Annotated in this window: 18 protein-coding genes; 10 read left to right on the forward strand and 8 right to left on the reverse strand. The window is 65.1% G+C overall.

The window, feature by feature from the left end; genetic code table 11:
* Nucleotides 1-62: 62 nt before the first annotated feature.
* Nucleotides 63-1,985: an ATP-binding cassette domain-containing protein gene (locus tag ACO550_RS37000; protein ID WP_315597539.1), complete on the reverse strand. Its 1,923-nt coding sequence runs from the start codon at nucleotides 1,983-1,985 to the stop codon at nucleotides 63-65.
* Between the two features lie 298 nt (nucleotides 1,986-2,283).
* Between ACO550_RS37000 and ACO550_RS37005 the strand changes: the two genes are divergently transcribed.
* From ACO550_RS37005 to ACO550_RS37050, 10 genes are all read left to right on the forward strand, one after another.
* Nucleotides 2,284-3,186, forward strand: coding sequence for an SIS domain-containing protein (locus ACO550_RS37005; protein ID WP_315597535.1), 903 nt, complete (start codon nucleotides 2,284-2,286; stop codon nucleotides 3,184-3,186).
* A gap of 21 nt (nucleotides 3,187-3,207) precedes the next feature.
* Nucleotides 3,208-4,185 carry an isoaspartyl peptidase/L-asparaginase gene (locus ACO550_RS37010; protein ID WP_315597534.1) on the forward strand — a complete coding sequence of 326 codons (978 nt, stop codon included), beginning with the start codon at nucleotides 3,208-3,210 and terminating at the stop codon, nucleotides 4,183-4,185.
* A gap of 1 nt (nucleotide 4,186) precedes the next feature.
* Entirely contained in the window at nucleotides 4,187-6,079 is a 1,893-nt protein-coding gene (locus tag ACO550_RS37015; RefSeq protein ID WP_315597533.1) for a dipeptide ABC transporter ATP-binding protein, read from the forward strand.
* A gap of 46 nt (nucleotides 6,080-6,125) precedes the next feature.
* Complete coding sequence (gene gsiB, locus ACO550_RS37020; RefSeq protein WP_315597532.1) at nucleotides 6,126-7,676, forward strand: glutathione ABC transporter substrate-binding protein GsiB; 1,551 nt, start codon at nucleotides 6,126-6,128, stop codon at nucleotides 7,674-7,676.
* Between the two features lie 298 nt (nucleotides 7,677-7,974).
* Nucleotides 7,975-8,895, forward strand: a complete 921-nt coding sequence (gene gsiC, locus ACO550_RS37025; protein ID WP_315597531.1) for a glutathione ABC transporter permease GsiC — start codon at nucleotides 7,975-7,977, stop codon at nucleotides 8,893-8,895.
* 10 nt (nucleotides 8,896-8,905) lie between these two features.
* Nucleotides 8,906-9,808, forward strand: a complete 903-nt coding sequence (gene gsiD / locus ACO550_RS37030) for a glutathione ABC transporter permease GsiD (protein WP_315597530.1) — start codon at nucleotides 8,906-8,908, stop codon at nucleotides 9,806-9,808.
* Nucleotides 9,808-10,830, forward strand: coding sequence for a P1 family peptidase (locus tag ACO550_RS37035; RefSeq protein WP_315597529.1), 1,023 nt, complete (start codon nucleotides 9,808-9,810; stop codon nucleotides 10,828-10,830). Before gsiD ends, ACO550_RS37035 begins: the two co-directional genes overlap by 1 nt.
* Nucleotides 10,827-11,654 carry a M55 family metallopeptidase gene (locus tag ACO550_RS37040; protein ID WP_315597528.1) on the forward strand — a complete coding sequence of 276 codons (828 nt, stop codon included), beginning with the start codon at nucleotides 10,827-10,829 and terminating at the stop codon, nucleotides 11,652-11,654. Before ACO550_RS37035 ends, ACO550_RS37040 begins: the two co-directional genes overlap by 4 nt.
* 68 nt (nucleotides 11,655-11,722) lie before the next feature.
* Nucleotides 11,723-12,460, forward strand: coding sequence for a hypothetical protein (locus ACO550_RS37045; RefSeq protein WP_315597527.1), 738 nt, complete (start codon nucleotides 11,723-11,725; stop codon nucleotides 12,458-12,460).
* Nucleotides 12,461-12,532: 72 nt separating this feature from the next.
* Nucleotides 12,533-13,618, forward strand: coding sequence for a DUF2817 domain-containing protein (locus tag ACO550_RS37050; RefSeq protein WP_315597526.1), 1,086 nt, complete (start codon nucleotides 12,533-12,535; stop codon nucleotides 13,616-13,618).
* Nucleotide 13,619: 1 nt separating this feature from the next.
* Here ACO550_RS37050 and ACO550_RS37055 read toward each other — a convergent pair whose 3' ends face one another.
* From ACO550_RS37055 to ACO550_RS37085, 7 genes are all read right to left on the reverse strand, one after another.
* Nucleotides 13,620-14,522: a LysR substrate-binding domain-containing protein gene (locus ACO550_RS37055; protein ID WP_315597525.1), complete on the reverse strand. Its 903-nt coding sequence runs from the start codon at nucleotides 14,520-14,522 to the stop codon at nucleotides 13,620-13,622.
* Between the two features lie 135 nt (nucleotides 14,523-14,657).
* Nucleotides 14,658-15,890: an amidohydrolase family protein gene (locus ACO550_RS37060; RefSeq protein ID WP_315597524.1), complete on the reverse strand. Its 1,233-nt coding sequence runs from the start codon at nucleotides 15,888-15,890 to the stop codon at nucleotides 14,658-14,660.
* A 6-nt stretch (nucleotides 15,891-15,896) separates the two neighbouring features.
* Nucleotides 15,897-17,201 (reverse strand): MFS transporter, encoded by a 1,305-nt coding sequence (locus ACO550_RS37065; RefSeq protein WP_315597523.1) that lies wholly within the window; start codon nucleotides 17,199-17,201, stop codon nucleotides 15,897-15,899.
* 161 nt (nucleotides 17,202-17,362) lie between these two features.
* A complete protein-coding gene (locus tag ACO550_RS37070; protein ID WP_315597522.1) occupies nucleotides 17,363-18,895 on the reverse strand; it encodes a mannitol dehydrogenase family protein in 1,533 nt (510 codons plus the stop codon).
* A gap of 22 nt (nucleotides 18,896-18,917) precedes the next feature.
* A complete protein-coding gene (gene manD / locus ACO550_RS37075) occupies nucleotides 18,918-20,129 on the reverse strand; it encodes a D-mannonate dehydratase ManD (protein WP_315597521.1) in 1,212 nt (403 codons plus the stop codon).
* Between the two features lie 43 nt (nucleotides 20,130-20,172).
* The gene (locus ACO550_RS37080; protein ID WP_315597520.1) at nucleotides 20,173-21,714 is read right to left on the reverse strand and encodes a UxaA family hydrolase; all 1,542 of its coding nucleotides are present in this window, start codon (nucleotides 21,712-21,714) and stop codon (nucleotides 20,173-20,175) included.
* A gap of 15 nt (nucleotides 21,715-21,729) precedes the next feature.
* Nucleotides 21,730-22,485 (reverse strand): SDR family oxidoreductase, encoded by a 756-nt coding sequence (locus ACO550_RS37085; RefSeq protein WP_315597538.1) that lies wholly within the window; start codon nucleotides 22,483-22,485, stop codon nucleotides 21,730-21,732.
* Nucleotides 22,486-22,518: the final 33 nt, after the last annotated feature.

Raw genomic sequence — 22,518 nt, forward strand, 5'->3', positions numbered from 1 at the left:
CTCCCCCAACCCCTCTCCCACTGCGTGGGCGAGGGGAGTCAAACCATCACAAATTCAAGCCTTCACTCTATCTGCTCGATCTGTTCCTGCAGTTCCAGCCAGCGTTCCTCGAGTTGATCGAGTTCGCTCGTGACTTCGCCCTGGCGCTTGAGCATCTCCATCAGCTTCGACTTGTTGGCTTCCTCGTAGCTTGAGGATTCGGCCATGAACGCGTCGACCGTGGTCTTGTCGTCCTGCAGCACGGCCATGCGCTTTTCCACCTTTTCCAGTTCCTTGGTCAGCGGCTTGCGCAGTACCGACAGCCGTTGCCGTTCGTCGGCCTCGGCGCGGCGCTGGTCCTTGCGGTTGACGCTCGGTGCCGCTTCGGCGGCATGGCTTGCCACCGCCGCGTTGCGCTTGGCGGCGGCCTGCTGCAACAGCCAGTCGCGGTAGTCGTCGAGGTCGCCATCGAACGGGCGGATCGTGCCGTCGGCCACCAGCATGAACTGGTCGGACGTGGCGCGCAGCAGGTGCCGGTCGTGCGATACCAGGATCAGCGTGCCTTCGAACTGGGCCAGCGCCATGGTCAGCGCTTCGCGGGTGTCGAGGTCCAGGTGGTTGGTCGGTTCGTCGAGCAGCAACAGGTTTGGCTTCTGCCAGACGATCAGCGACAGCGCCAGCCGCGCCTTCTCGCCGCCGGAAAACGGCTCGATTGACGACGTGGCCATGTCGCCGCGGAAATTGAAGCTGCCCAGGAAATCGCGCAGTTCCTGCTCGCGCACGTCTGGCGCCAGCCGTGCCAGGTGCTGCAGCGGCGAGTCATGGTCGCGCAGCGTTTCCAACTGGTGCTGCGCAAAATAGCCGATCACCAGACCCTTGCCGAGCCGTACCGTGCCATTGAGCGGCGCCTGTGTGCCAGCCAGCGTTTTCACGAGCGTCGACTTGCCCTGGCCATTGGCGCCAAGCAGGCCGATGCGCTGGCCATTCTGGATCGACAGCGCAAGGTTGTGCAGGATCGTGACCGGCGGCTCGGCTTCGGCATAGCCGCAGTCCACGCTATCGAGCACCATCATCGGGTTGGGCGCCGAATCGGGTTCGCGGAATTCGAAGGCAAAGCCGGCGGCTGCATGTACCGGGGCCAGCCGTTCCATCTTTTCCAATGCCTTGACGCGGCTCTGTGCCTGGCGCGCCTTGGTGGCCTTGGCCTTGAAGCGCGTGATGAATGATTCCAGGTGCGCGATTTCCTTCTGCTGGCGCGTGTACGCCGCCTGCTGCTGCGCCATCTGCTGCAGCCGCATCGTTTCGAACAACGTGTAGTTGCCGCCGTAGCGCTTCAGTTGCTGGTTCTCGATATGCACCGTGACCGTGCAGATCGCATCCAGGAATTCGCGGTCGTGCGAGATCATCACCAGCGTGCCCGGATACCGCGCCAGCCAGTCTTCGAGCCAGACAATGGCGTCGAGGTCCAGGTGATTGGTCGGTTCGTCCAGCAGCAGCAGGTCTGACGGGCACATCAGCGCCTGCGCCAGGTTCAGGCGCATGCGCCAGCCGCCCGAGAACGATGCCACCGGCTGCGTCACCTGCGGCAGCGTGAAACCCAGCCCCAGCAGCAGCGCCTCGGCGCGCGCCGCGGCGGTATAGCCATCGGCATCGGCATACGCGGCATGGGCTTCGCCCTCGGCCGAACCATCGCCGCTGGCCTGCGCGGCGGCAATGCTGGCCTCGATTTCGCGCAGCTTCGTGTCGCCGTCGATCACGTATTCCACCGCGGTGCGACTGACCGCCGGGGTTTCCTGCGCCACGTGGGCGATGCGCCACTGCGCGGGTACGAACAGATCGCCGCCGTCCGGGTGCAACTCGCCACGCAGCATCGAGAACAACGTGGATTTGCCGCTGCCGTTGGCGCCGACAAGGCCCACGCGCTCGCCAGGGTTGAGCGTCACGCTGGTGTGGTCGAACAGCACCTTGGTGCCGCGCTGGAGGACAAGCTGGTCGATTCGGATCACGAGGAAGGCAGGAAAACGGTTCTTTCGGCAGGCGGGCATTGTAGCGCGCCAGACCCCCGAAGCCGCCGCGATCCACCCGGCTGGCTTTCAGATCGCTTGCATGTCCGCACGCATGTATTGAGGGATTTCCCCTAATCGTGCACTTTGGCTTCGCCGGGCACAGCATTTGCGTGTAAATTTATTTACATGGATTGCTGCACTGCGAAAGTGCCTTTTCATAGCCGTTTGCCTAAGGTGGTGCCAGATTGGTGCGCCGGCGGCCCTTGAACCGGCCCTTGAACCCTTTTGACGTCCTGACATGCCCGACGGCCAGACGATTTCCGAACGCATTGCCCGTGCCTTGCCCACGCTCACGCCCGCGCACCAGCGCATGGCGAACTATGTGCTGGACAACCTGTTTCGCGCGGCCACCATGCGCATCGACGAATTCGCCACGGCGGTCGAGGTGTCGGTGGCCACGGCCAACCGCTTTGCCAAGGCGCTGGGTTTCGAGGGCTATCCGCAGTTCCGTGCCGAACTGGTGCGCGGCTTCGAAGCCACGCTGGCGCCGGTCGAACGCCTGCGCGACGAGCTGGCGCGACCGACCACGGTGGGCGAGGTATTCGCCGCCGCGCTCGATGACGGTGCCCGCAATCTTGAATCCACGCGCCGCAACCTCGACGTCGGATCGGTGGAGCGCGCCGTGGATGCAATCCTGGGCGCCGAACGGGTCTATGTGATGGGCTTCGGTGCCAGCGGCTTCCTGTCGGGGCTGATGCAGCATGGCCTGGAAATGCACTGCCGCATGGTGACGTCGGTGTCCACCGTGGGCGGTGCTTCGCATGCGGCGCGCCAGTTGTTCAAGCTGACACCCCAGGACCTCGTGATTGCGATCGCATTTCCGCGTTACGTGGCCGATTCGATGGTGCTGGCGCAGCGCGTAAAAGCACACGGCGGACGCCTGCTGGCGCTGACCGATGGCCCGACCTCGCCGCTGGCACCGCTGGCCGATATCGCGCTGTATGCCAACGCCGGCAACCGCCTGTCGGCCAATTCCGATGCCACGGTGCTGGCGCTGATCGAAGCGCTGTGTGGTGCCGTGGCCTACCGTTCGGCGCGCTCCGTAAAGGCCGCCGCCGAGATGACCGAATTCCTGCTGCCGTGGCTCTACGGCGCGCCCGGTGCGCGCGAAGACCGCGCTGCATCGAAGTCTTCCGATTGAAGTAGAGAAGTAGAAGGACCTATGTCACAAGCTGTTATCGCCATCCACGGCGGCGCTGGCACGATTACCCGTGCGGCCATGGACGCCAACCGCGAAAGCGAATACACCTCCGCGCTGGAACAGGTGCTGCTGGCTGGCCAGCGCGTGCTGGCCGACGGCGGCAGCGCGCTCGACGCGGTGACCGAAGCGGTGCGCCTGCTCGAGGAATGTCCACTGTTCAACGCTGGCAGGGGCGCGGTGCTGACGCACGCCGGCACCTACGAGCTCGATGCATCGGTGATGGATGGCGCCACGCTGAATGCCGGCGCGGTGGCCTGCGTCAAGCGGCTGCGCAATCCGGTGCTGGCCGCGCGCGCGGTGCTCGAACATAGCGAACACGTGCTGTTCGCGGGCGACGGTGCCGAGGCGTTTGCCGCAGCCCAAGGCCTGGAACTCGTGGCGCCGGAATACTACTTCACGCAGGCGCGCCACGACCAATGGCAACGGGCGCGTGCCACGGCCGGCATGGCCTTGCTCGATCACGATGCGGCAGCGCTGGCGGCCAAGGCCGTCCAGTCCGAGGGTGCGGATCCGCTCGATGCCGACACCAAGTTCGGCACGGTCGGCGCCGTGGCGTGCGACATCCACGGCAACCTGGCGGCGGCAACGTCCACCGGCGGCGTCACCAACAAGCAGGTGGGCCGCGTGGGCGATACGCCGGTGCTGGGCGCCGGTTGCTATGCCGACGACGTGGCGGCCGTATCGGCCACCGGCACCGGCGAAATGTTCATCCGCACCGTGGCGGCTTTCGACGTATCGGCCCAGATGCGCTATGCGGGGCTGACGCTCGAGGAATCTGCGCGGCGCGTGGTCATGGAGAAGCTGACGGCCATTCATGGCCGCGGTGGCCTGATCGCGGTCGATCGCGCGGGCAACGTCACGTTGCCGTTCAACACCGAAGGCATGTATCGCGGCGTGGCCCGCGTGGGCGCCCCGGTCAACGTCTGGATCTACGGCTGATATGGCGACTACAGTTTCAAAGCAGGGCATTGTGCTGCCACCCGAGCGCGTGGTGGCGGTGGACAACGTAACGGTCCGCTTCGCCACGTCCGAACGGACGGTCGAAGCGGTGCGCAACCTGTCGTTCCACGTCGATCGTGGCGAGACGCTGGCCGTGGTGGGTGAATCGGGTTCGGGCAAGTCCGTGACGTCGCTGGCGCTGATGCGCCTGGTGGAACACGGCGGCGGCAAGATTGCCAGCGGCAGCATGCTGTTGCGTCGTCGTGGCGGCGAGGTGCTGGATCTGGCCAAGGCCCCGGAATCGACGCTGCGCACCGTACGCGGCGCCGATGTGGCGATGATCTTCCAGGAACCGATGACCTCGCTGAATCCGGTGTTCCCGGTCGGCGAGCAGATCGCGGAATCGATCCGCCTGCACCAGGGCAAGAGCAAGGCCGCCGCGCGTGCCGAAGCCCTGCGCATGCTCGAACTGGTGCGTATTCCCGAGGCGCGTCGTGTGCTGGACCGCTTCCCGCACCAGTTGTCGGGTGGCATGCGCCAGCGCGTAATGATCGCCATGGCGTTGTCGTGCAAGCCGGCGCTGCTGATTGCCGACGAACCGACGACCGCGCTCGATGTCACGATCCAGGCCGAGATCCTGCAACTGATCCGCAACCTGCAGTCCGAAATGGACATGGGTGTGGTCTTTATCACGCACGACATGGGCGTGGTGGCCGAGGTGGCCAACCGTGTGCTCGTGATGTACCGCGGCGAGAAAGTGGAAGAGGGCACGTCCGACGACGTGTTCCACGCGCCCGCGCACCCTTACACCCGGGCCTTGCTGTCGGCGGTGCCGAAGCTCGGTGCGATGTCGGGTACCGACCTGCCGTCGCGCTTCCCGCTGGTGCAGGCCAACGACGCGGCCGCGCCGGTCAAGGAACTGCCGCAGGACACCGTGCCGGCCGATGCCGCGCCGATCCTGCGCGTGCGCGACCTGGTCACGCGTTTCGACGTGCCGGGCGGCCTGTTCGGCAAGGTCACGCGCCGCGTGCATGCGGTGGAGCAGGTCAGCTTCGATCTGTATCCCGGCGAAACGCTGGCACTGGTGGGCGAGTCGGGTTGCGGCAAGTCCACCACGGGACGCTCGCTGCTGCGGCTGGTCGATGCGCAAAGCGGGACCATCGAATTCGCGGGCCAGAACATCAGCAAGATGCAGGGCCCGGCGCTGCAGGCACTGCGCCGCAATATCCAGTTCATTTTCCAGGATCCGTTCGCCTCGCTCGATCCGCGCGTGCCGGTGGGCTACTCGATCATGGAACCGCTGCTGGTGCACAAGGTGGCCAGCGGCAAGGAGGCCGAAGCGCGCGTGGCCTGGCTGCTCGAAAAGGTTGGCCTGACCCCCGCGCATGCATCGCGCTATCCGCACGAGTTCTCGGGTGGGCAACGCCAGCGGATCTGCATCGCGCGTGCGCTGGCGCTGAATCCCAAGGTGGTGGTGGCCGACGAATCGGTGTCGGCGCTGGACGTATCGATCCAGGCCCAGATCGTCAACCTGATGCTCGATCTGCAGCGCGAACTCGGCGTGGCGTTCCTGTTTATCTCGCATGACATGGCCGTGGTGGAACGCGTGAGTCACCGCGTGGCCGTGATGTACCTGGGCCAGATCGTCGAGATTGGTCCGCGTCGCGCCATCTTCGAGAATCCGCAGCACCCGTACACAAAGAAGCTGATGTCCGCGGTGCCGATTGCCGACCCGGCGCGTCGCCACGTGAAGCGCGAGCCGTTGTCCGATGAAATCCCGAGCCCGATCCGCGCGGTCGGCGACGAACCGGTGGTGCAGCCGCTGGTGGCGGTCGCAGGTAGCGGTGCGCATGGTCATTACGTAGCCCGGCACGCCATTGGCGGTGCCTACTGATGTTGTTGTCTTGAAGTCCTTGAATTTCCCGAGAGGAGAAAAAGAGATGTCGAAGGTTTCTTTCCGGCTGATGGCCGGTGCTGCCGCAGTGGGCGCCATGGGTATGCTGGCGGCCGCGCCGGCCTTTGCCGCCAAGGAGGCGGTGATGGCCGTGTATTCCACGTTCACCACGCTGGACCCGTACGATGCGAACGACACGCTGTCGCAGGCGGCCACCAAGTCGTTCTACCAGGGCCTGTTCGGTTTCGACAAGGACCTGAAGCTTGTCAACGTACTGGCCGAAAGCTATGACGTGAGCAAGGACGGCCTGGTCTACACGTTCAAGCTCAAGAAGAACATCAAGTTCCACGACGGCACCACGTTCGACGCCACGGCCGTCAAGGCCAACTTCGACCGCGTGACCGACCCGGCCAACAAGCTCAAGCGCTACACGCTGTTCAACCGCGTGGCCAAGACCGAAGTGGTGGATCCGTACACCGCGCGCGTCACGCTCAAGGAGCCGTTCTCGCCGTTCATCAACGTGTTGGCCCACCCGTCGGCCGTGATGATCAGCCCGACCGCGCTCAAGAAATACGGCAAGGAGATCGCCTTCCACCCGGTGGGCACCGGTCCGTTCGAGTTCGTCGAATGGAAGCAGACCGACTACCTGAAGGGCAAGAAGTTTGCCGGCTACTGGAAGACCGGCTATCCGAAGATCGACACCATCACGTGGAAGCCGGTGGTGGACAACAACACGCGTTCGGCCGTGATGCAGACCGGCGAGGCCGACTTTGCGTTCAGCATTCCGTTCGAGCAGGCTGCCGTGCTCAAGGCCAGCCCCAAGGTGGACCTGATCGACTCGCCGTCGATCATTCAGCGCTACCTGTCTTTCAACACCATGGTCAAGCCGTTCAATGACCCGAAGGTGCGCCAGGCCATCAACTACGCGATCAACAAGGAAGCGCTGATCAAGGTGGCGTTCGCCGGCCATGCGATTCCGGCCGAGGGCGTGGTGCCGAAGGGCGTGGACTACGCCGAGAAGCTGGGCCCGTGGCCGTATGACCCGGCCAAGGCACGCGAGCTGCTCAAGGAAGCCGGCTACCCGAACGGTTTCGAAACCACGCTGTGGTCGGCCTATAACCACACGACCGCGCAAAAGGTGATCCAGTTCGTGCAGCAGCAGCTGCAGCAGGTGGGCATCAAGGCCCAGGTGCAGGCACTGGAAGCCGGCCAGCGCGTGGAGCGTGTGGAGTCGGTGCAGAAGCCCGAGGACGCTGGCGTGCGCATGTACTACGTGGGCTGGTCGTCGTCGACCGGTGAGTCGGACTGGGCGCTGCGCCCGCTGCTGGCTTCCGAATCGATGCCGCCGAAGCTGCTGAACACCGCGTACTACAAGAACGATCAGGTCGATGCCGATATCGCCGGCGCGCTGCGCACGACCGATCGCGCAGAGAAGTCGAAGCTGTACAAGGACGCGCAGGAACGCATCTGGAAGGATGCTCCGTGGGCGTTCCTGGTGACCGAGAAGATCGTATATGCACGCTCGAAGCGCCTGACCGGTGCCTACGTGATGCCCGACGGCTCGTTCAACTTCGACGAGATCGACATCAAGCAGTAAGGCTGTAAAAAGCTGTCGGTTTTCTCCCCTCTCCCGCCTGCGGGAGAGGGGCGGGGGAGAGGGTAAAGGTTTCAAGCTGAGACAAGTCGCAATTTGAACCTCACGCCCTCGCCCCCAACCCCTCTCCCGCTCGCGGGAGAGGGGAGCAGTGAAGTGGTAGCAGTCGCGGTAAGGCAGTTCCCATAACAAGCTGTAAATACAAGCGGTAAGCCGTGAGGCCGCCCGCCCGTGCATGCGGGGTGAAAGGGCGGGCGGCCGCCGGTCTCGATTTCTGTTTTCTGGTTTTTCTGGTGTCAGGATGCTGAATTACTTCCTCAAACGAGTTCTGGGCGTGATACCGACGATGCTGATCGTGGCAGTGTTGGTGTTTCTCTTCGTCCATCTGCTGCCCGGCGATCCGGCGCGGCTGGCCGCGGGCCCGGAAGCCGATTCGGCTACCGTGGACCTGGTGCGCAAGGATCTTGGGCTGGACCGCCCGATGCACGAGCAGTTCGTGCATTTCTTCACCAATGCGCTCCGTGGAGAGTTTGGTACTTCGCTGCGCTCCAAGCGCCCGGTTTCCGAGGAAATTGGCGAGCGCTTCCTGCCCACGCTGTACCTGACGGTGTCGTCGATGGTCTGGGCCGTGATATTCGGCATGGCCATCGGCATCAGCTCCGCCGTGTGGCGTAACAAATGGCCCGACCGCCTGGGCATGACGCTGGCCGTGTCCGGCATCTCGTTTCCGGCTTTCGCGCTGGGCATGCTGCTGATGGAAGTATTCTCGGTCCAGCTGGGCTGGCTGCCGTCGATTGGCGCCGATAGCTGGAAGCACTACATCCTGCCGTCGCTGACGCTGGGTGCGGCCGTGGCCGCCGTGATGGCGCGCTTTACGCGTGCCTCGTTTATCGAGGTGCTGCAGGAAGATTTCGTGCGCACCGCGCGCGCCAAGGGCGTGCGCGAAACCGTGGTGGTGATCAAGCACACGCTGCGCAACGCGATGATCCCCGTGGTGACGATGATGGGCCTGCAGTTCGGTTTCCTGCTGGGTGGTTCGATCCTGGTGGAGAAGGTCTTCAACTGGCCGGGGCTGGGCCGCCTGCTGGTGGACGCCGTCGAGATGCGCGACTACCCCGTGATCCAGGCCGAAGTGCTGCTGTTCTCGCTCGAATTCATCATGATCAACCTGGTGGTGGACATGCTCTACACCGTGATCAACCCCACCATCCGTTACAAGTAAGGAGGCCGACATGACAGAGCTTTCCACGTCCGCCGCCGCAGCATCGACCGCGACTCCCGAGGCCGTGCGCACGCCCTGGACCGAATTCTGGCGCAAGTTCCGCAAGCAGCATCTGGCGCTGGCCGCTGGTGCATTCGTACTGTTGCTGGTGCTGGTTGCCATCCTGGCGCCGCATATCGTGCCGTACGACCCCGAGAATTTCTTCGACTATGACGCGCTCAATGCCGGACCGTCGATGGCGCACTGGATGGGCGTCGACTCGCTGGGCCGCGACATCTTCAGCCGCATCCTGGCTGGCACGCGTATCTCGCTGGCCGCCGGTTTCTTCTCGGTCATCATTGGTGCCATCATCGGCACCGTGCTGGGTCTGATGGCCGGCTATTACGAAGGCTGGTGGGATCGCATCGTCACGCGTATCTGCGACGTGCTGTTCGCGTTCCCGGGCATCCTGCTGGCCATCGCCATCGTGGCCATTCTCGGCAACGGCATGGTCAACGTGATCTTCGCGGTGGCGGTGTTCAGCGTGCCCGCGTTTGCGCGCCTGGTACGCGGCAACACGCTGATGCTGAAGGGCCTGACCTATGTGGAGGCGGCACGCAGCATCGGCGCATCGGACTGGACCATCCTGACGCGCCATATCCTGCCGGGTACCGTGTCGTCGATCGTGGTCTATTTCTCGATGCGGATCGGCACGTCGATCATTACCGCCGCTGGCCTGTCGTTCCTGGGCCTTGGCGCGCAACCGCCCACGCCCGAGTGGGGCGCGATGCTCAATGAAGCGCGCGCGGACATGGTGACCGCACCGCACGTGGCCATTTTCCCGAGCCTGGCAATCTTCCTGACCGTCCTGGCGTTCAACCTGCTTGGCGACGGCCTGCGCGACGCGCTGGACCCGAAGATCGACCGTCGCTGATGCTGGCCGAGGCTCCTGTCGTTGGCGTGCTGCCGGCCGGCGCGCGCAATGCGATTACCGATGTGGCCGGCGTTACGGTGGGGCACTGCACGCTGGCCGATGGTGACTGCCAGACCGGCGTGACGGTGATCCGTCCGCATGCGGGCAATGTCTACCTGGACAAGGTGCCTGCCGCCGCGACCGTGCTCAATGGCTTTGGCAAGAGCATCGGTCTGGTGCAGGTCGAAGAACTCGGGGTGCTGGAAACACCGATCGCGCTGACCAACACGTTCTCGGTTGGCGCACTTGCCCAGGCGCAGATCCGTGCCGCGATTGCAGGGAATCCCGAGATCGGCCGGCAGTGGCCCACCGTCAATCCGCTGGTGTTCGAATGCAATGACGGCTACCTGAACGATATCCAGGCAATGGCCGTGCACGCCCAGCATTACGATGCCGCGCTGGCGGCCGCCGGTGCGGAAGTTGCACAGGGTGCCGTCGGGGCGGGGCGTGGCATGTCGTCGTTCGGCGTCAAGGGCGGCATCGGCACCGCCTCGCGCGTGGCTGGCAGTTATACGGTCGGTGCGCTGGTATTGTCGAACTTCGGTACGCCCGAATCGCTGATCCTTGCCGGCCGGCCGCTTGGCGCCGAGCTGGACGCACGCCTGAAACAGGCTGCCGAAGCCGAGAAGGGCTCGATCATCATGATCGTGGCGACCGATGCCCCGCTCGATGCACGCCAGTTGCGCCGGCTGTCATTGCGTGCCGGCACCGGGCTGGCGCGCACCGGCTCGGTCTACGGCCATGGCTCGGGCGATATCGTGCTGGCATTCTCCACTGCCTATACCGTGCCGCACCTGGCCGACGCGCCAATGCCGGCTTTGCCGATGATGCATGAATCGAAGCTCGATCCGCTATTCCGTGCTGCCGCGGACAGTGTCGAGCAGGCCATCGTCCACGCACTGTGGCATGCCACGACCGTGCATGGCCGTGATGGCCACCGCCGCAGCGCGCTGCGTGAAGTACTGCAAGACCTGACCGCATGAAGATCCTGATTTCCGCAGATATCGAGGGCGTGGCCGGCGTGTTCCATGCCGAGCAGACCCGAGCCGGCAACGGCGAATATGAACGCGCCCGCGCCTGGATGACGGCCGAGGCCAACGCGGCCGTGCAAGGCGCGTTTGCCGGCGGCGCCAGCGAGGTGCTGGTCAACGATTCGCATGGCGGCTTCCGCAACCTGCTGCCCGACCGCATCGACCCGCGCGCCCAACTGGTGCTGGGCAAGCCGCGCTACCTGAGCATGGTGGCGGGCGTCGAACAGGACTGCGACGGTGTGTTCATGATCGGCTACCACGGCCGCGCGCAAAGTCGCGGCGTGCTGGCGCACACGATCAACAGCGGCGCGTTTGCGCGCGTCTGGCTCAATGGAATGGAACTGGGCGAAGCCGGCATCTACGCGGCGCTGGCCGGCGAGTTCGATGTGCCGGTGCTGATGGCCAGCGGCGACGACGTGTTCGTTGCCGAGACGCAGCCGCTGATGCCGTGGGTGCGCTACGTCCAGACCAAGACCGCCGGCGGGCAGGGCAGCGGTACGACGCTGTCGCCAGCCGCTGCGTGCGAGGCGATTGCCAGTGCCGCGGAAGCCGCCACGCGCGATGCCATCGCACATCCACAGGCGCGCTGCTTCGAACTTTCCGGTCCGGTAACGTGCCGTTTGCAGACGCAGACCACGGCGCACGCCGACCTGTTCTGCCAATGGCCCACGTTCGAACGTGTGGACGGCGTGACGCTATGTTTTACCGCACCGACCGTACAGGCCGCGGTGCGCATGCTGAACTGCTGCTCGGCAATGTCGTTCATGCTCAAGTAGAAGTTGGGGAGAGGTAGGCAAACAATGGGACAATGGCGGCCGATTCCCCATTTGCATCTGCCACATCCATGACTTCACCCATGCACGGGAGCTGGATCCCCGTTCGCAAGGACTTTGCCGATCCGTCCACCACGCGCTGCCACGCGCGCAGCAGCAAGGGCGGGCGGCATCATGGCTTTCCGGAAGGCCACGCATGGATCCTGCGTGGCCCCGATGGCCAGGAATATCCGTTTGGCCTCGAATGCGCACGCGCCACGCTGGCCGTGCCGGGCATGCTCGACCAGATCCCCGACTACACCGCGCGCGATGCCGTGAAGCTTGCCGATGTGCAGTTCGATACCTTGCCACGCCGCAAGCCGACTGCCGCGGAACTGGAACTGGAACGGCGCAACGCAGCGACCTGCTACGTCGTATTGCGCATGGAGAAGGTGGCCAGCGTGCCACGCGTGCAGCCGACCGTGCGGTTTCCCGCACTGGACGACCTGTACCAGCAGATTGCCGCGGGACGCCCGCTGACGCATGCGCAGGTCCAGCGCGTGCTGGCAATCGAGCGCAGTGCCACCACACCGCCCAAGCTCAAGAGCCTGAACCTGCTCGACGTCTACACCGCGCATGTCAAGCTGGAATGGCTGATCGCAGCGTCCAATCGGGTGGACCGCATACGTTTCCTGCGCAGCCTGCATGACTGGCTGGCCAGACATCTGGTGCTGTCCGCCGCGCAGATCGAGGCTGCCGGGATTGTCATGCATCCGCATGCGTTCCGTTCGGCATGGCCCGACGAAGCCGAATCCGGCGGGCGGTTCTAGGCGGTGGTGGCGCTCGATGCCGGATTGGCGTTACATTGAGGGCATCCCCACTCGGCCCAGGCCCATGCCGCCATGCCTGCCAGCCTTTCCGTCCGGTACTTTGCGCGTAGCTATGCCGAAGCGCGCCAGAAGTTTCTAGATGCCGCACGTTCGTGCGGTGCCACGCTGACTGAATTTCCCCATCCTACCCAAGTTGGCCTTGAAGGCGAGACGCTGGCCATGGATGTTGCATGGATCGGCGCCGCCGACGCTCAGCGCGTGCTGCTGGTGACATCGGGCACACATGGCGCCGAGGGTTTCTGCGGCTCGGGTGCGCAGGTGGCGATGCTGGCCGATACCGCGCTACACGCCGATTGCCGGCGCGCCGGATTTGCGCTGATGCTGGTGCATGCCGTGAATCCCTACGGCTTCTCTTACCTGCGGCGGGTCAACGAGGACAACGTCGACCTGAATCGCAACTTCATGGATTTCGACCAGCCGTTGCCGCTGAATCCAGCGTATGCGGAAGTGGCGCCGCTGCTGCTGCCGTCGCAGTGGCCACCGTCGTGCGAAGAGCACGCGGAACTGATGAAGACCGTGGCCCAGAAGGGCATGGACTGGTATCAGGCGGCGGTCAGCGCCGGGCAATACCAGGACCGCGCCGGCATGTTCTTCGGTGGCCAGAAGGCAACCTGGAGCAATTACACCTTGCGCCGCATCCTGGCGCGCTTTGGCGCTGGGCGCGGCGTGCTGCGCTGGGTCGATGTCCATACCGGACTCGGGCCCTGGGGGTACGGGGAACCGATCTACATGGGGCCGAACCAGGCCAGCCAACTTGGTCTGACACGCGCGATCTGGGGCAGCAGCGTGACGTCGATCTACGATGGCTCGTCGACCTCGGCCAACCTGACCGGACTGGCGTGGCTGGCCGTGCCGCAGACCTTGCCGTCAATCGACTACGCGGGCATTGCGCTCGAATTCGGCACCTTGCCGCTGACCGAGGTGCTCGATGCGCTGCGTGGCGACCACTGGCTGCATATCCATCCCGATGCCGATGAAAACCAGCGTGCGTTGATCCGGCAAGCCATGTGGACGGCGTTCTATGGCGATGCCGACGACTGGCGCGAAGGTGTGGTCGCCCAGGTGACCGACGCGGTGCGCAAGGCGCTGGCGGTCTAGTTCAGGCGTCGGCGCCGCTTTCCTCGATCAGCCATTGACGGAATGCGCGCGCTGCCGCCGGCTCGGCGCGATCGCGCGGCCATACCGCGTAGTACCCGCCGCCCAGCGAGGCGCTGGCCTGGCAGGCGCGCACCAGCAGGCCCGCCGCCAGGCAACGGTCGATCATATGGCGCCATGCCAGCACGATGCCCTGGCCTTCGATGGCCATCTGCACCAGGACCGGATAGGTATTGGCCACGAGCTCGCGCTCGAAGCGCGACTCGCGCAAGCCATTGCGCGCAAACCATGCCGGCCACGACATCCAGATGCGCTGCGCGTCTTCGAGCACCAGCAACGATTCTTTCGGCATCGCGGCCACGCTGAGTTCGCGGCCATCGAGATAGGACGGCGCGCAGACCGGAAAAACCTCTTCGTCATAGAGCCGCTGTGCCGCCATGCCGCTCGGCGCGCCTTCCCTGAGGTAGTAGAGCCCGATATCGAAATCGGTGCCTGACAGCGACGCCAGGCTGTCATTGACGACCAGCCGTACGCGGAAGTCGGGATGCCGCGCGCGAAACGCGGCCAGGCGCGGCGTCAGCCAAAGCACCGCCACGCCCGAGGAGCAGGCCACGGTCAGTTCGACCCGGCCCTTGCGCTTCATCACATCTTCGGTGGCTTCGGCGCAGCTGACCAGCAGGCGCTGGATCTGTTCCGCATACTGCTGGCCACTGACGGTTAGCCGCAACGCTCGCGGCTCGCGGATAAACAGCTTCTTGCCCAGGAATCGTTCAAGCTGCGCGATTTGCCGGCTGATTGCGCTCTGCGTGAGATGGAGCTCGGTGGCGGCCCGGGTAAAGCTGCCATGGCGCATCGCCGCTTCGAAGGCGACCAGGCAGGGCAGGGGGGGAAGCGGGGTGATGCGCATCGGTGTGAATCATTGGCGGGGAGTTGATGCCAATGATAGATGCAAGAGCGGTGCCAAAGGAGATTGGTTGATTGACGCGTTTGCCCTCTCCCCCGGCCCCTCTCCCGCCATGCGGGAGAGGGGAGAAAAACACGGTTACGCGTTGTCGTTATGAATCCGTCCCGCCTGCATCACCATGGTAATGCGCGCATCCGGCCCCGCGAGCACGCCGATATCGGTGAGCGGATCGCCATCGACCACCACCACGTCGGCAATCGCACCGGCCTTGATCACACCCAGTTCGCCTTCACGCTGCAGGATTTCCGCCGCGATCGAGGTGGCCGAGCGCACCGCTTCCACATTGCCGAGCAGTTCGGCACGGATCAGGAATTCCTCGGACTGGTACTGGTGCATCTCGCCCAGCAGATCGGAGCCGAAGCCCATCGGTACGCCAGCCTCGGCATAGATGGCCAGCGAATCGCGACCGGCCTGGCGAACCGTCTCGATCTTGGCAACGGAATCGGCGGGCAGGCCCAGGCGCGCACCATCGCGGGCCAGCGCGTCATACGTGATCAGCGTCGGCACCACATAGGCGCCATGCTCGCGCATCACGCGTGCCGCTGCGGCATCGACGAGATTGCCGTGTTCGATGGTCCGCACGCCGCAGCGAATCGCCCGCGTGATTGCGCGGCCCGTGTAGGCGTGAGCCATCACGTAGGTCTGTGCGGCCTCGGCTTCGGCCACGATCGCCCGGATCTCGTCCTCGCTGTACTGGGTGTTGCCGATCGGGTCGGTCGGCGATGCCACGCCGCCCGACGCCATGATCTTGATCTGCGTGGCACCTTTCTGGATTTCCTCGCGTACGGCCAGGCGTACCGCATCCACGCCATCGGCCACGCGTGCGATTGCACCGGCACGGAACGCGCACGAGCAGGGCTCCAGCGTATCGGAGCGCGGGCGGAAGTCGCCATGGCCGCCGGTCTGCGACAGCGCCTTGCCCGATGGGAAGATGCGCGGTCCGGGAATCAGGCCCGTGGCCACGGCCTGCGACAGGCCCCAGTCCGCACCGCCGGCATCGCGTACGGTGGTGAAGCCGCGTTCAAGCATGCCGCACATGATCGGCATGGCGCGGAACGCCACCAGTACATTGGGCTGCACCGCGTTCAGGCCCAGGTTGGCCAGCGATGCCAGCACATGCACGTGCAGGTCGATCAGGCCCGGCATCACGGTCTTGCCGGTTACATCGACTACGCGTGCCTGCGGGGCATGGATAGGCGTGCCCGACACTTCGACGATACGCTCGCCGTCGATCAGCACATCATGGCGCGGCAACAGCGTACCGCGTACCGGGTCAAGGACGTTGCCGCCCTGAAGCAGAATCTGGGTCATCGTGGCTTACTTCTTTTGCAGATAGGCGGGCTCGCGCACCAGGCGCGTGCCACAGAAACTGATGGCGGCGGCGATCATCACGTAGATGGCGGGCGCCATCGTGCTGCCGGTGCTGGCAATCAGCCAGGTGATGAAGAACGACGCGAAACCACCGAAGATCGTCACGGCCAGGTTGTACGCCACCGACAGGCCCGTCGACAGCACCTTGGCCGGGAACAGTTCCGAGAAGGCAGCCAGGATCGGGCCCGTATAGGCGGCGATCAGCACCCCGAACACGATCTGGAACACCAGCAGCGAGGCCAGCCCCGGCGCGTGGTTGATATACGCGAACATCGGCCACGCCAGCACGAAGATCAGCACGGCGGCGCCCGACAGCAGGCCGCGGCGGCCAAAACGGTCGGCCATCATGCCGACGATCGGGGCAAACACCATGATCGCCATGCCACCGGCCATGCCGGCGACGAAGCCGGTGGACTGCGGCACCTTGAGCACCTTCACGGCATAGGTCGGCATGTAGAACAGCAGCACGTAGGTGCAGACCGTCCACAGGATCACCATCGAGAAGCTGGCCGCGGTCTGGCGCGGATAGTCGCGCAGCACTTCGGTCAGCGGGGAATCGGTCTTGTCGGTGGTGGCCTGGAAGGTCGGCGTCTCTTCGAGGTTATGACGGATATAGAAGCCGACCGGGCCGATGATCATGCCGATCAGGAACGGCAGTCGCCAGCCCCAGCTGTTGAGGGCCTCCGGGCTCAGCGTGGAGGTCACGAAGGTACCGACCGCGGCGCCCAGCAGCACGGCTACGCCGATGCTGGCCTGGATCCAGCTCGAATAGTAGGCCCGCTGTTGCTCGGGTGCATATTCGGTCAGGAAGGCGGTGGCACCGCCCATCTCGCCACCGGCGGAGAAGCCCTGCATCAGGCGCGCAATCACGATCAGCAGCGGCGCGAACACGCCGATCTGGTCATAGGTGGGTGCAATGCCGATCAGCGTGGTACCGGCGGCCATCAGCAGGATGGTCAGCGACAGTGCCGCCTTGCGGCCCACGCGGTCGGCATAGACGCCCAGGATGATGCCGCCCACGGGCCGCATGAAGAAGCCCACGCCGAACGTGGCCACCGCCAGCAGCAGTGAAGACAGTTCGTTGCCGGTGGGAAAGAACAGTTTGGCGATGATCACGGCGAAGAAGCTGTACACCGTGAAGTCGAACCATTCGAGGCCATTGCCGATCACCGTGGCGATGATGGCGCGGCGGCGTTGACTGGCCCCGATCCGGGGTCCCGTGTCCGCATAGGCGGGGGCGCTGGCTTGCATGTCTCTCTCTCCCTTTGGCACCACACACTGGCCAGCCCATTGCTGGCAGGCTCTGGCCGATGTTAGGGGCGTCGTCGTGACACGAGAAACGAAATCTGCGCATGTGGCCATGACGCCAGCGCATGCGTCGCGTGCGCTGGCGTCAGGCCAGGGCCTGCGGCTTATGCGCTGTTCACGCGCGTGAGCGCACCGGTCACGCCGTGGGCGCACAGCGTTTCGAGCTGCAAGGCCACGGCGTCGACAAACACCTGCGACTGCGCCAGGTCGCCAAACACCGGGGCATAGCCGGCAATGATGCGCACGCGCTCCCGTTCGCGCGCGAGGGCATCGAACAGCTTTTCGGTATGACGCGCGGCCTCTGCCATGACCGCGGCCAGCGGTTGCGCGAGTGGATCCTCGATCGCAAACGCATTGCCCGCCTCATCGTAGCCGCGCAGGAAATGCAGCCACGCGGCCACGCCGAGCGCCAGGCGCGGGAATGGCTGGCCGGCCGCGATGCGGTCGCGGATCGGGGCCAGCAGCCGTTGCGGAATCTTCTGCGAACCATCCATCGCGATCTGGCGCGTGCGGTGGCCCAGCGCCGGGTTGGTGAAGCGCGGCAGCAGGCTGGCGCGATAGGCATCCACGTCGAGCCCGGGCAGCGCGGGCAGCGTCGGCTGCGTTTCGCGTGCCATCGTCTCGGAGATGAACGTATGCACGGCGGGCTGGGCAATCACGCGGTCGGTGGTGGGCCAGCCGGCCAGAACGCCCAGATACGCCATCATCGACTGGCTGCCGTTGACAAACCGGTGCTTGAGCACCTCGAATGGCTTGGCTTGCTCGACGAACTGCGCGCCGCCAGCTTCCCAGCGCGGCCGCCCGGCCGCAAAGCGGTCTTCGATGACCCACTGGAAGAACGGCTCGCCGACCACCGGCCACGCGTCGTACAGGCCCAGTGCGGTGGATACACGCGCCACGTCGTCGACCGTGGTCCGCGGCACGATGCGATCAACCATGGTGTTCGGGAAGGTGCAGCGCGTATCCACCCAGTGCTGCAATGCCGGATCGATTTCCGCGCAGAACGCCAGCAGCACGCGGCGCAGGGTATCGCCATTGCTGGCGAGGTTGTCGCACGATACCAGCGTGACCGGCCCCAGTCCGCGTTCCATGCGGCGTTGCAGGCCGCGCGCCAGGTAGCCGATTGCCGTGACTGGATGGGTGGCACCGGACAGATCCTCGACGATTTCGCGTTCGGCGCGGTTCAATTCGCCGGTGGCCGGGTCGTGGCAATAGCCTTTCTCGGTCACGGTCAGGCTGATGATACGGGTGTCCCGATGGGCAATCCGGTCCAGCACGACCTCGGGGTTTTCCTCGGCCACCAGCACGTCGAGCACCGCACCAATGACCTGTAGCGACTCATCTGATGCACTGCGCAGGGACAGCGTATAGAGGCCGTCCTGCGGTTTCAGGGCATCGCGCGTATCCGGTCGTCGCAAGGACACGCCGATAATGCCCCATTGCAGGCCATCCTCGCCGCCAGCCTCGATGGCCGCCTCGGTGATCTCGGCCTGATGGCCGCGATGGAATGCGCCGATACCGAGGTGAACGATGCCGGCGCGCAGACGCTCGCGTGGATAGGTTGGCTGGCGTACGGAGGCGGGTAGCGCGCGAAGGTGTGACGGATTCAGCCGTGGCAGTTGTTCGATATCGCTCATGCTTGTCTCCTGGCCGGGCGTTTCACCAATGCCACAGCGTGCCATCATGTGCGAGCCGGTTCACGGGCAGGTAGGCGCGCTGGTACGGATACCTTGCCGCAAGCTTCTCGTCGATGTCGACGCCGTGGCCCGGCGCGTCACCCGGATACAGCATGCCATCCTGGAACGAGTAGGCATGCGGGAAAACGGCGTCGGTCTCCTCAGTATGGCGCATGTATTCCTGGATGCCGAAATTTGGTACCCAGAGGTCGAAATGGAGCGCCGCGCCCATGCAGGCCGGCGACAGGTCCGTGGCGCCATGGCAGCCGGTGCGCACCTGGTGCATGGCCGCGAAGTCGGCAATCCGGCGCAGATGGGTAATGCCGCCCGCGTGGACCACGGTGGCACGGATATAGTCGATCAGCTGCTCCTCGATCAGCGTCTTGCAGTCCCAGATGCTGTTGAAGATCTCGCCCACGGCCAGCGGCGTGACCGTATGCTGGCGGATCAGCCGGAAGGCGCGCTGGTCTTCGGCCGGGGTGGCGTCTTCCATCCAGAACAGGCGGAACGGTTCCAGCGACTTGCCCAGCCGGCCGGCCTCGATTGGCGTCAGGCGGTGATGCACATCGTGCAGCAGGTGGATGTCGGGACCCACGGCATCGCGCACCTTGTCGAACAGTTTCGGGGTATGGTCCAGGTAGCGCTCGGTGCTCCAGTCGTGTTCGCTCGGCAGGTTGGCATCGGCCGGTTCGTAGAACAGCCGGTCGCGCGATACGCCATAGACCTTGTTCAGGCCCGGTACCCCCGATTGCGCGCGGATCGCCTTGTAGCCCAGCTCCTTGTAGCGCAGCACTTCTTCCACGGTATGGGCGATGTCGCTGCCGTTGGCGTGGCCGTAGACCATCACGCCGGTGCGGCTCTTGCCGCCTAGCAACTGGTAGAGCGGCAGGTTGGCGGCCTTGGCCTTGATGTCCCATAACGCGGTATCGACCGCGGCAATCGCGCTCATCGTGACCGGGCCGCGCCGCCAGTAGGCACCGCGGTACAGGTATTGCCAGATGTCCTCGATCTGGTGCGCGTCGCGCCCGATCAGGCACGGCATCACGTGATCTTCGAGGTAGCTGGCCACGGCCAGTTCGCGGCCATTGAGCGTGGCGTCGCCAATGCCGGTCAGCCCCTCGTCGGTCTCGATCTTGAGCGTGACGAAATTGCGCCCGGGACTGCAGACGATGACGCGCGCGTTGGTGATCTTCATGCAGGGTCTCCAGAAGGCAAGCGTAATGACGGGACATTCGGTACTACATGACGGCACCCAGCGCCCAGGGCACGAACTCGTTCTGGCCGTAGCCGTGGATCTCGCTGCGCGTCTTGCGGCCCGACGCCGTGTCGAGCATCAGCCGGAAGATCGCGGCGCCTTTCTCGGCGACCGTTGCCGCGCCGTCGAGAATGTCGCCGCAGTTGATATCGATATCCTCGGTTTGCCGTTGCCAGAGCGCATTGTTGGTCGACAGCTTCAGCGACGGCGACGGTGCGCAGCCATAAGCCGAACCGCGCCCCGTGGTAAAGCAGATCAGGTTTGCGCCGCCCGCCACCTGCCCGGTGGCCGATACTGGGTCATAGCCCGGCGTATCCATGAACACCAGCCCATGCGCGCGCACCGGTTCGGCAAACTCATAGACTTCGACCAGGTTGGTCGTGCCGCTCTTGGCCACGGCCCCGAGCGACTTTTCGAGGATCGTGGTCAGGCCACCGGCCTTGTTGCCGGCCGACGGGTTGTTGTCCATGCTGCCCGCGTTGCGCGCGGTGTAGTCCTCCCACCAGCGGATCCGTGCAATCAGGCGTTCGGCCACCGCCGGCGATACGGCACGCCGCGTGAGCAGGTGTTCGGCACCATAGATCTCGGGCGTTTCGGACAGGATCGCGGTACCGCCCTGTGCGACGAGCAGGTCCACCGCCGCGCCAAGTGCCGGATTGGCGGTAATGCCCGAATAGCCATCCGAGCCGCCGCATTGCAGGCCGACCACGAGATGGCTGGCCGATACCGGCTCGCGTGTCACCCGATTGGCGTCGTCGAGCAGCGCCCGCACCACGCCCGCGCCGCGCGCCACGGTCTTTGCGGTGCCGCCGGTGTCCTGGATATTGAAGCTGTGGAAGCGCGGGCCATCGGCCAGCGAGGACAGGCCGGGCTCGGCCAGCAGCGCATCGATCTGGTTGGTTTCGCAGCCCAGGCCAACCACCAGTACCGCGGCAAAGTTCGGGTGGCGTGCATAGCCGGCCAGCGTACGGCGCAGCACGCGCAGGTTTTCGCCCTCGCTGTCGGTGGCGCAACCGGCGCCGTGCGTCAGCGCGACCACGCCATCGACGTTGAGATACGGTGCCAGCGCCTCCGGATGGATATCGCGCCGGAATTGATCGGCAATGGCGCGCGCCACCGTGGCCGAGCAGTTCACCGAGGTCAGGATGCCAATATAGTTGCGCGTGGCGATACGGCCATCGGCCCGCACGATGCCATCGAACGTGGCAAGCGCGTTGGCCTTGGGCGTGATACGGGCATCGCTGCCAGCCGCATAGTCGCGCGCAAAGTCGCCCATGGCCAGGTTGTGCGTATGCACATGCTGGCCCGGTGCGATGTCCTGCCTGGCAAAGCCGATGATCTGGTTGTAGCGGCGCACCGGCGCGCCGCTGGCAATCGCATGCACCGCCACCTTGTGGCCGGGCGGCACCATGCTGGCCACGGTCACGCCTTCCTGATGCAGCACGGTGCCGGGCAGCAACTGGCGGCACGCGATCACGATATCGTCGTCGGGATGAATGCGGATAACGGCGGGTGCGGCTGGCATGCGCGCCTCCGGGTGTCAGTTGGACCAGCCACCGTCAATGACCTGCGCGGTGCCGGTGGTGAACGCCGATTCGTCGGACGCCAGATAGACGGCCAGCGCGGCAATCTCGGAGGCGGTGCCGATGCGGCCCATCGGCTGGCGCGCGACAAAATCGGCCTCCACCTGCGCCAGCGACTTGCCGCTGGCACTGGCCTGGTTGCCGATGCGCTGCCGCAGCGAGGGCGACTCCACGGTGCCGGGGCAGATCGCGTTGCAACGAATCCCGCGCGTGATGAAGTCCGCCGCCACGGCCTTGGTCATGCCGATCACGGCCGCCTTGCTCGCACCATAGACAAAGCGGTTCGGCGCGCCCTTGATGCTGCCGGCCACCGATGCCATGTTGATGATCGAGCCACGTCCCGCATCGAGCATGGCGGGCAGGAAGGCGCGCATCATGCGGTACATCGCGCGCACGTTGAGGTTCATCGAGAAGTCGAACGCTGCATCGTCGCATTCAAGGATCGTGCCGTGATGCACGAAGCCGGCACCATTGAACAGGATGTCGATGCGGCCGATCTCGCGCGCGGCCGTCTCGACGGCGGCGCCATCGGTCACGTCGAGCCGCCGGGTCGTGCAATGGGGCAGCGTCGCGAGTTCCGCGAGCGTCTCTGCGTTGATATCGCAGGCGATCACCCGTGCGCCTTCACGCAGGAAGGCTTCGGTGGTAGCGCGGCCGATACCCTGGCCGGCTGCCGTGACCAGTGCGATCTTGCCGGCAAGTCGTTGCGACATGAATGGCTCCTTGGTTGGCGTGGTCATCTCGAT

Source organism: Cupriavidus sp. (assembly GCF_057315035.1).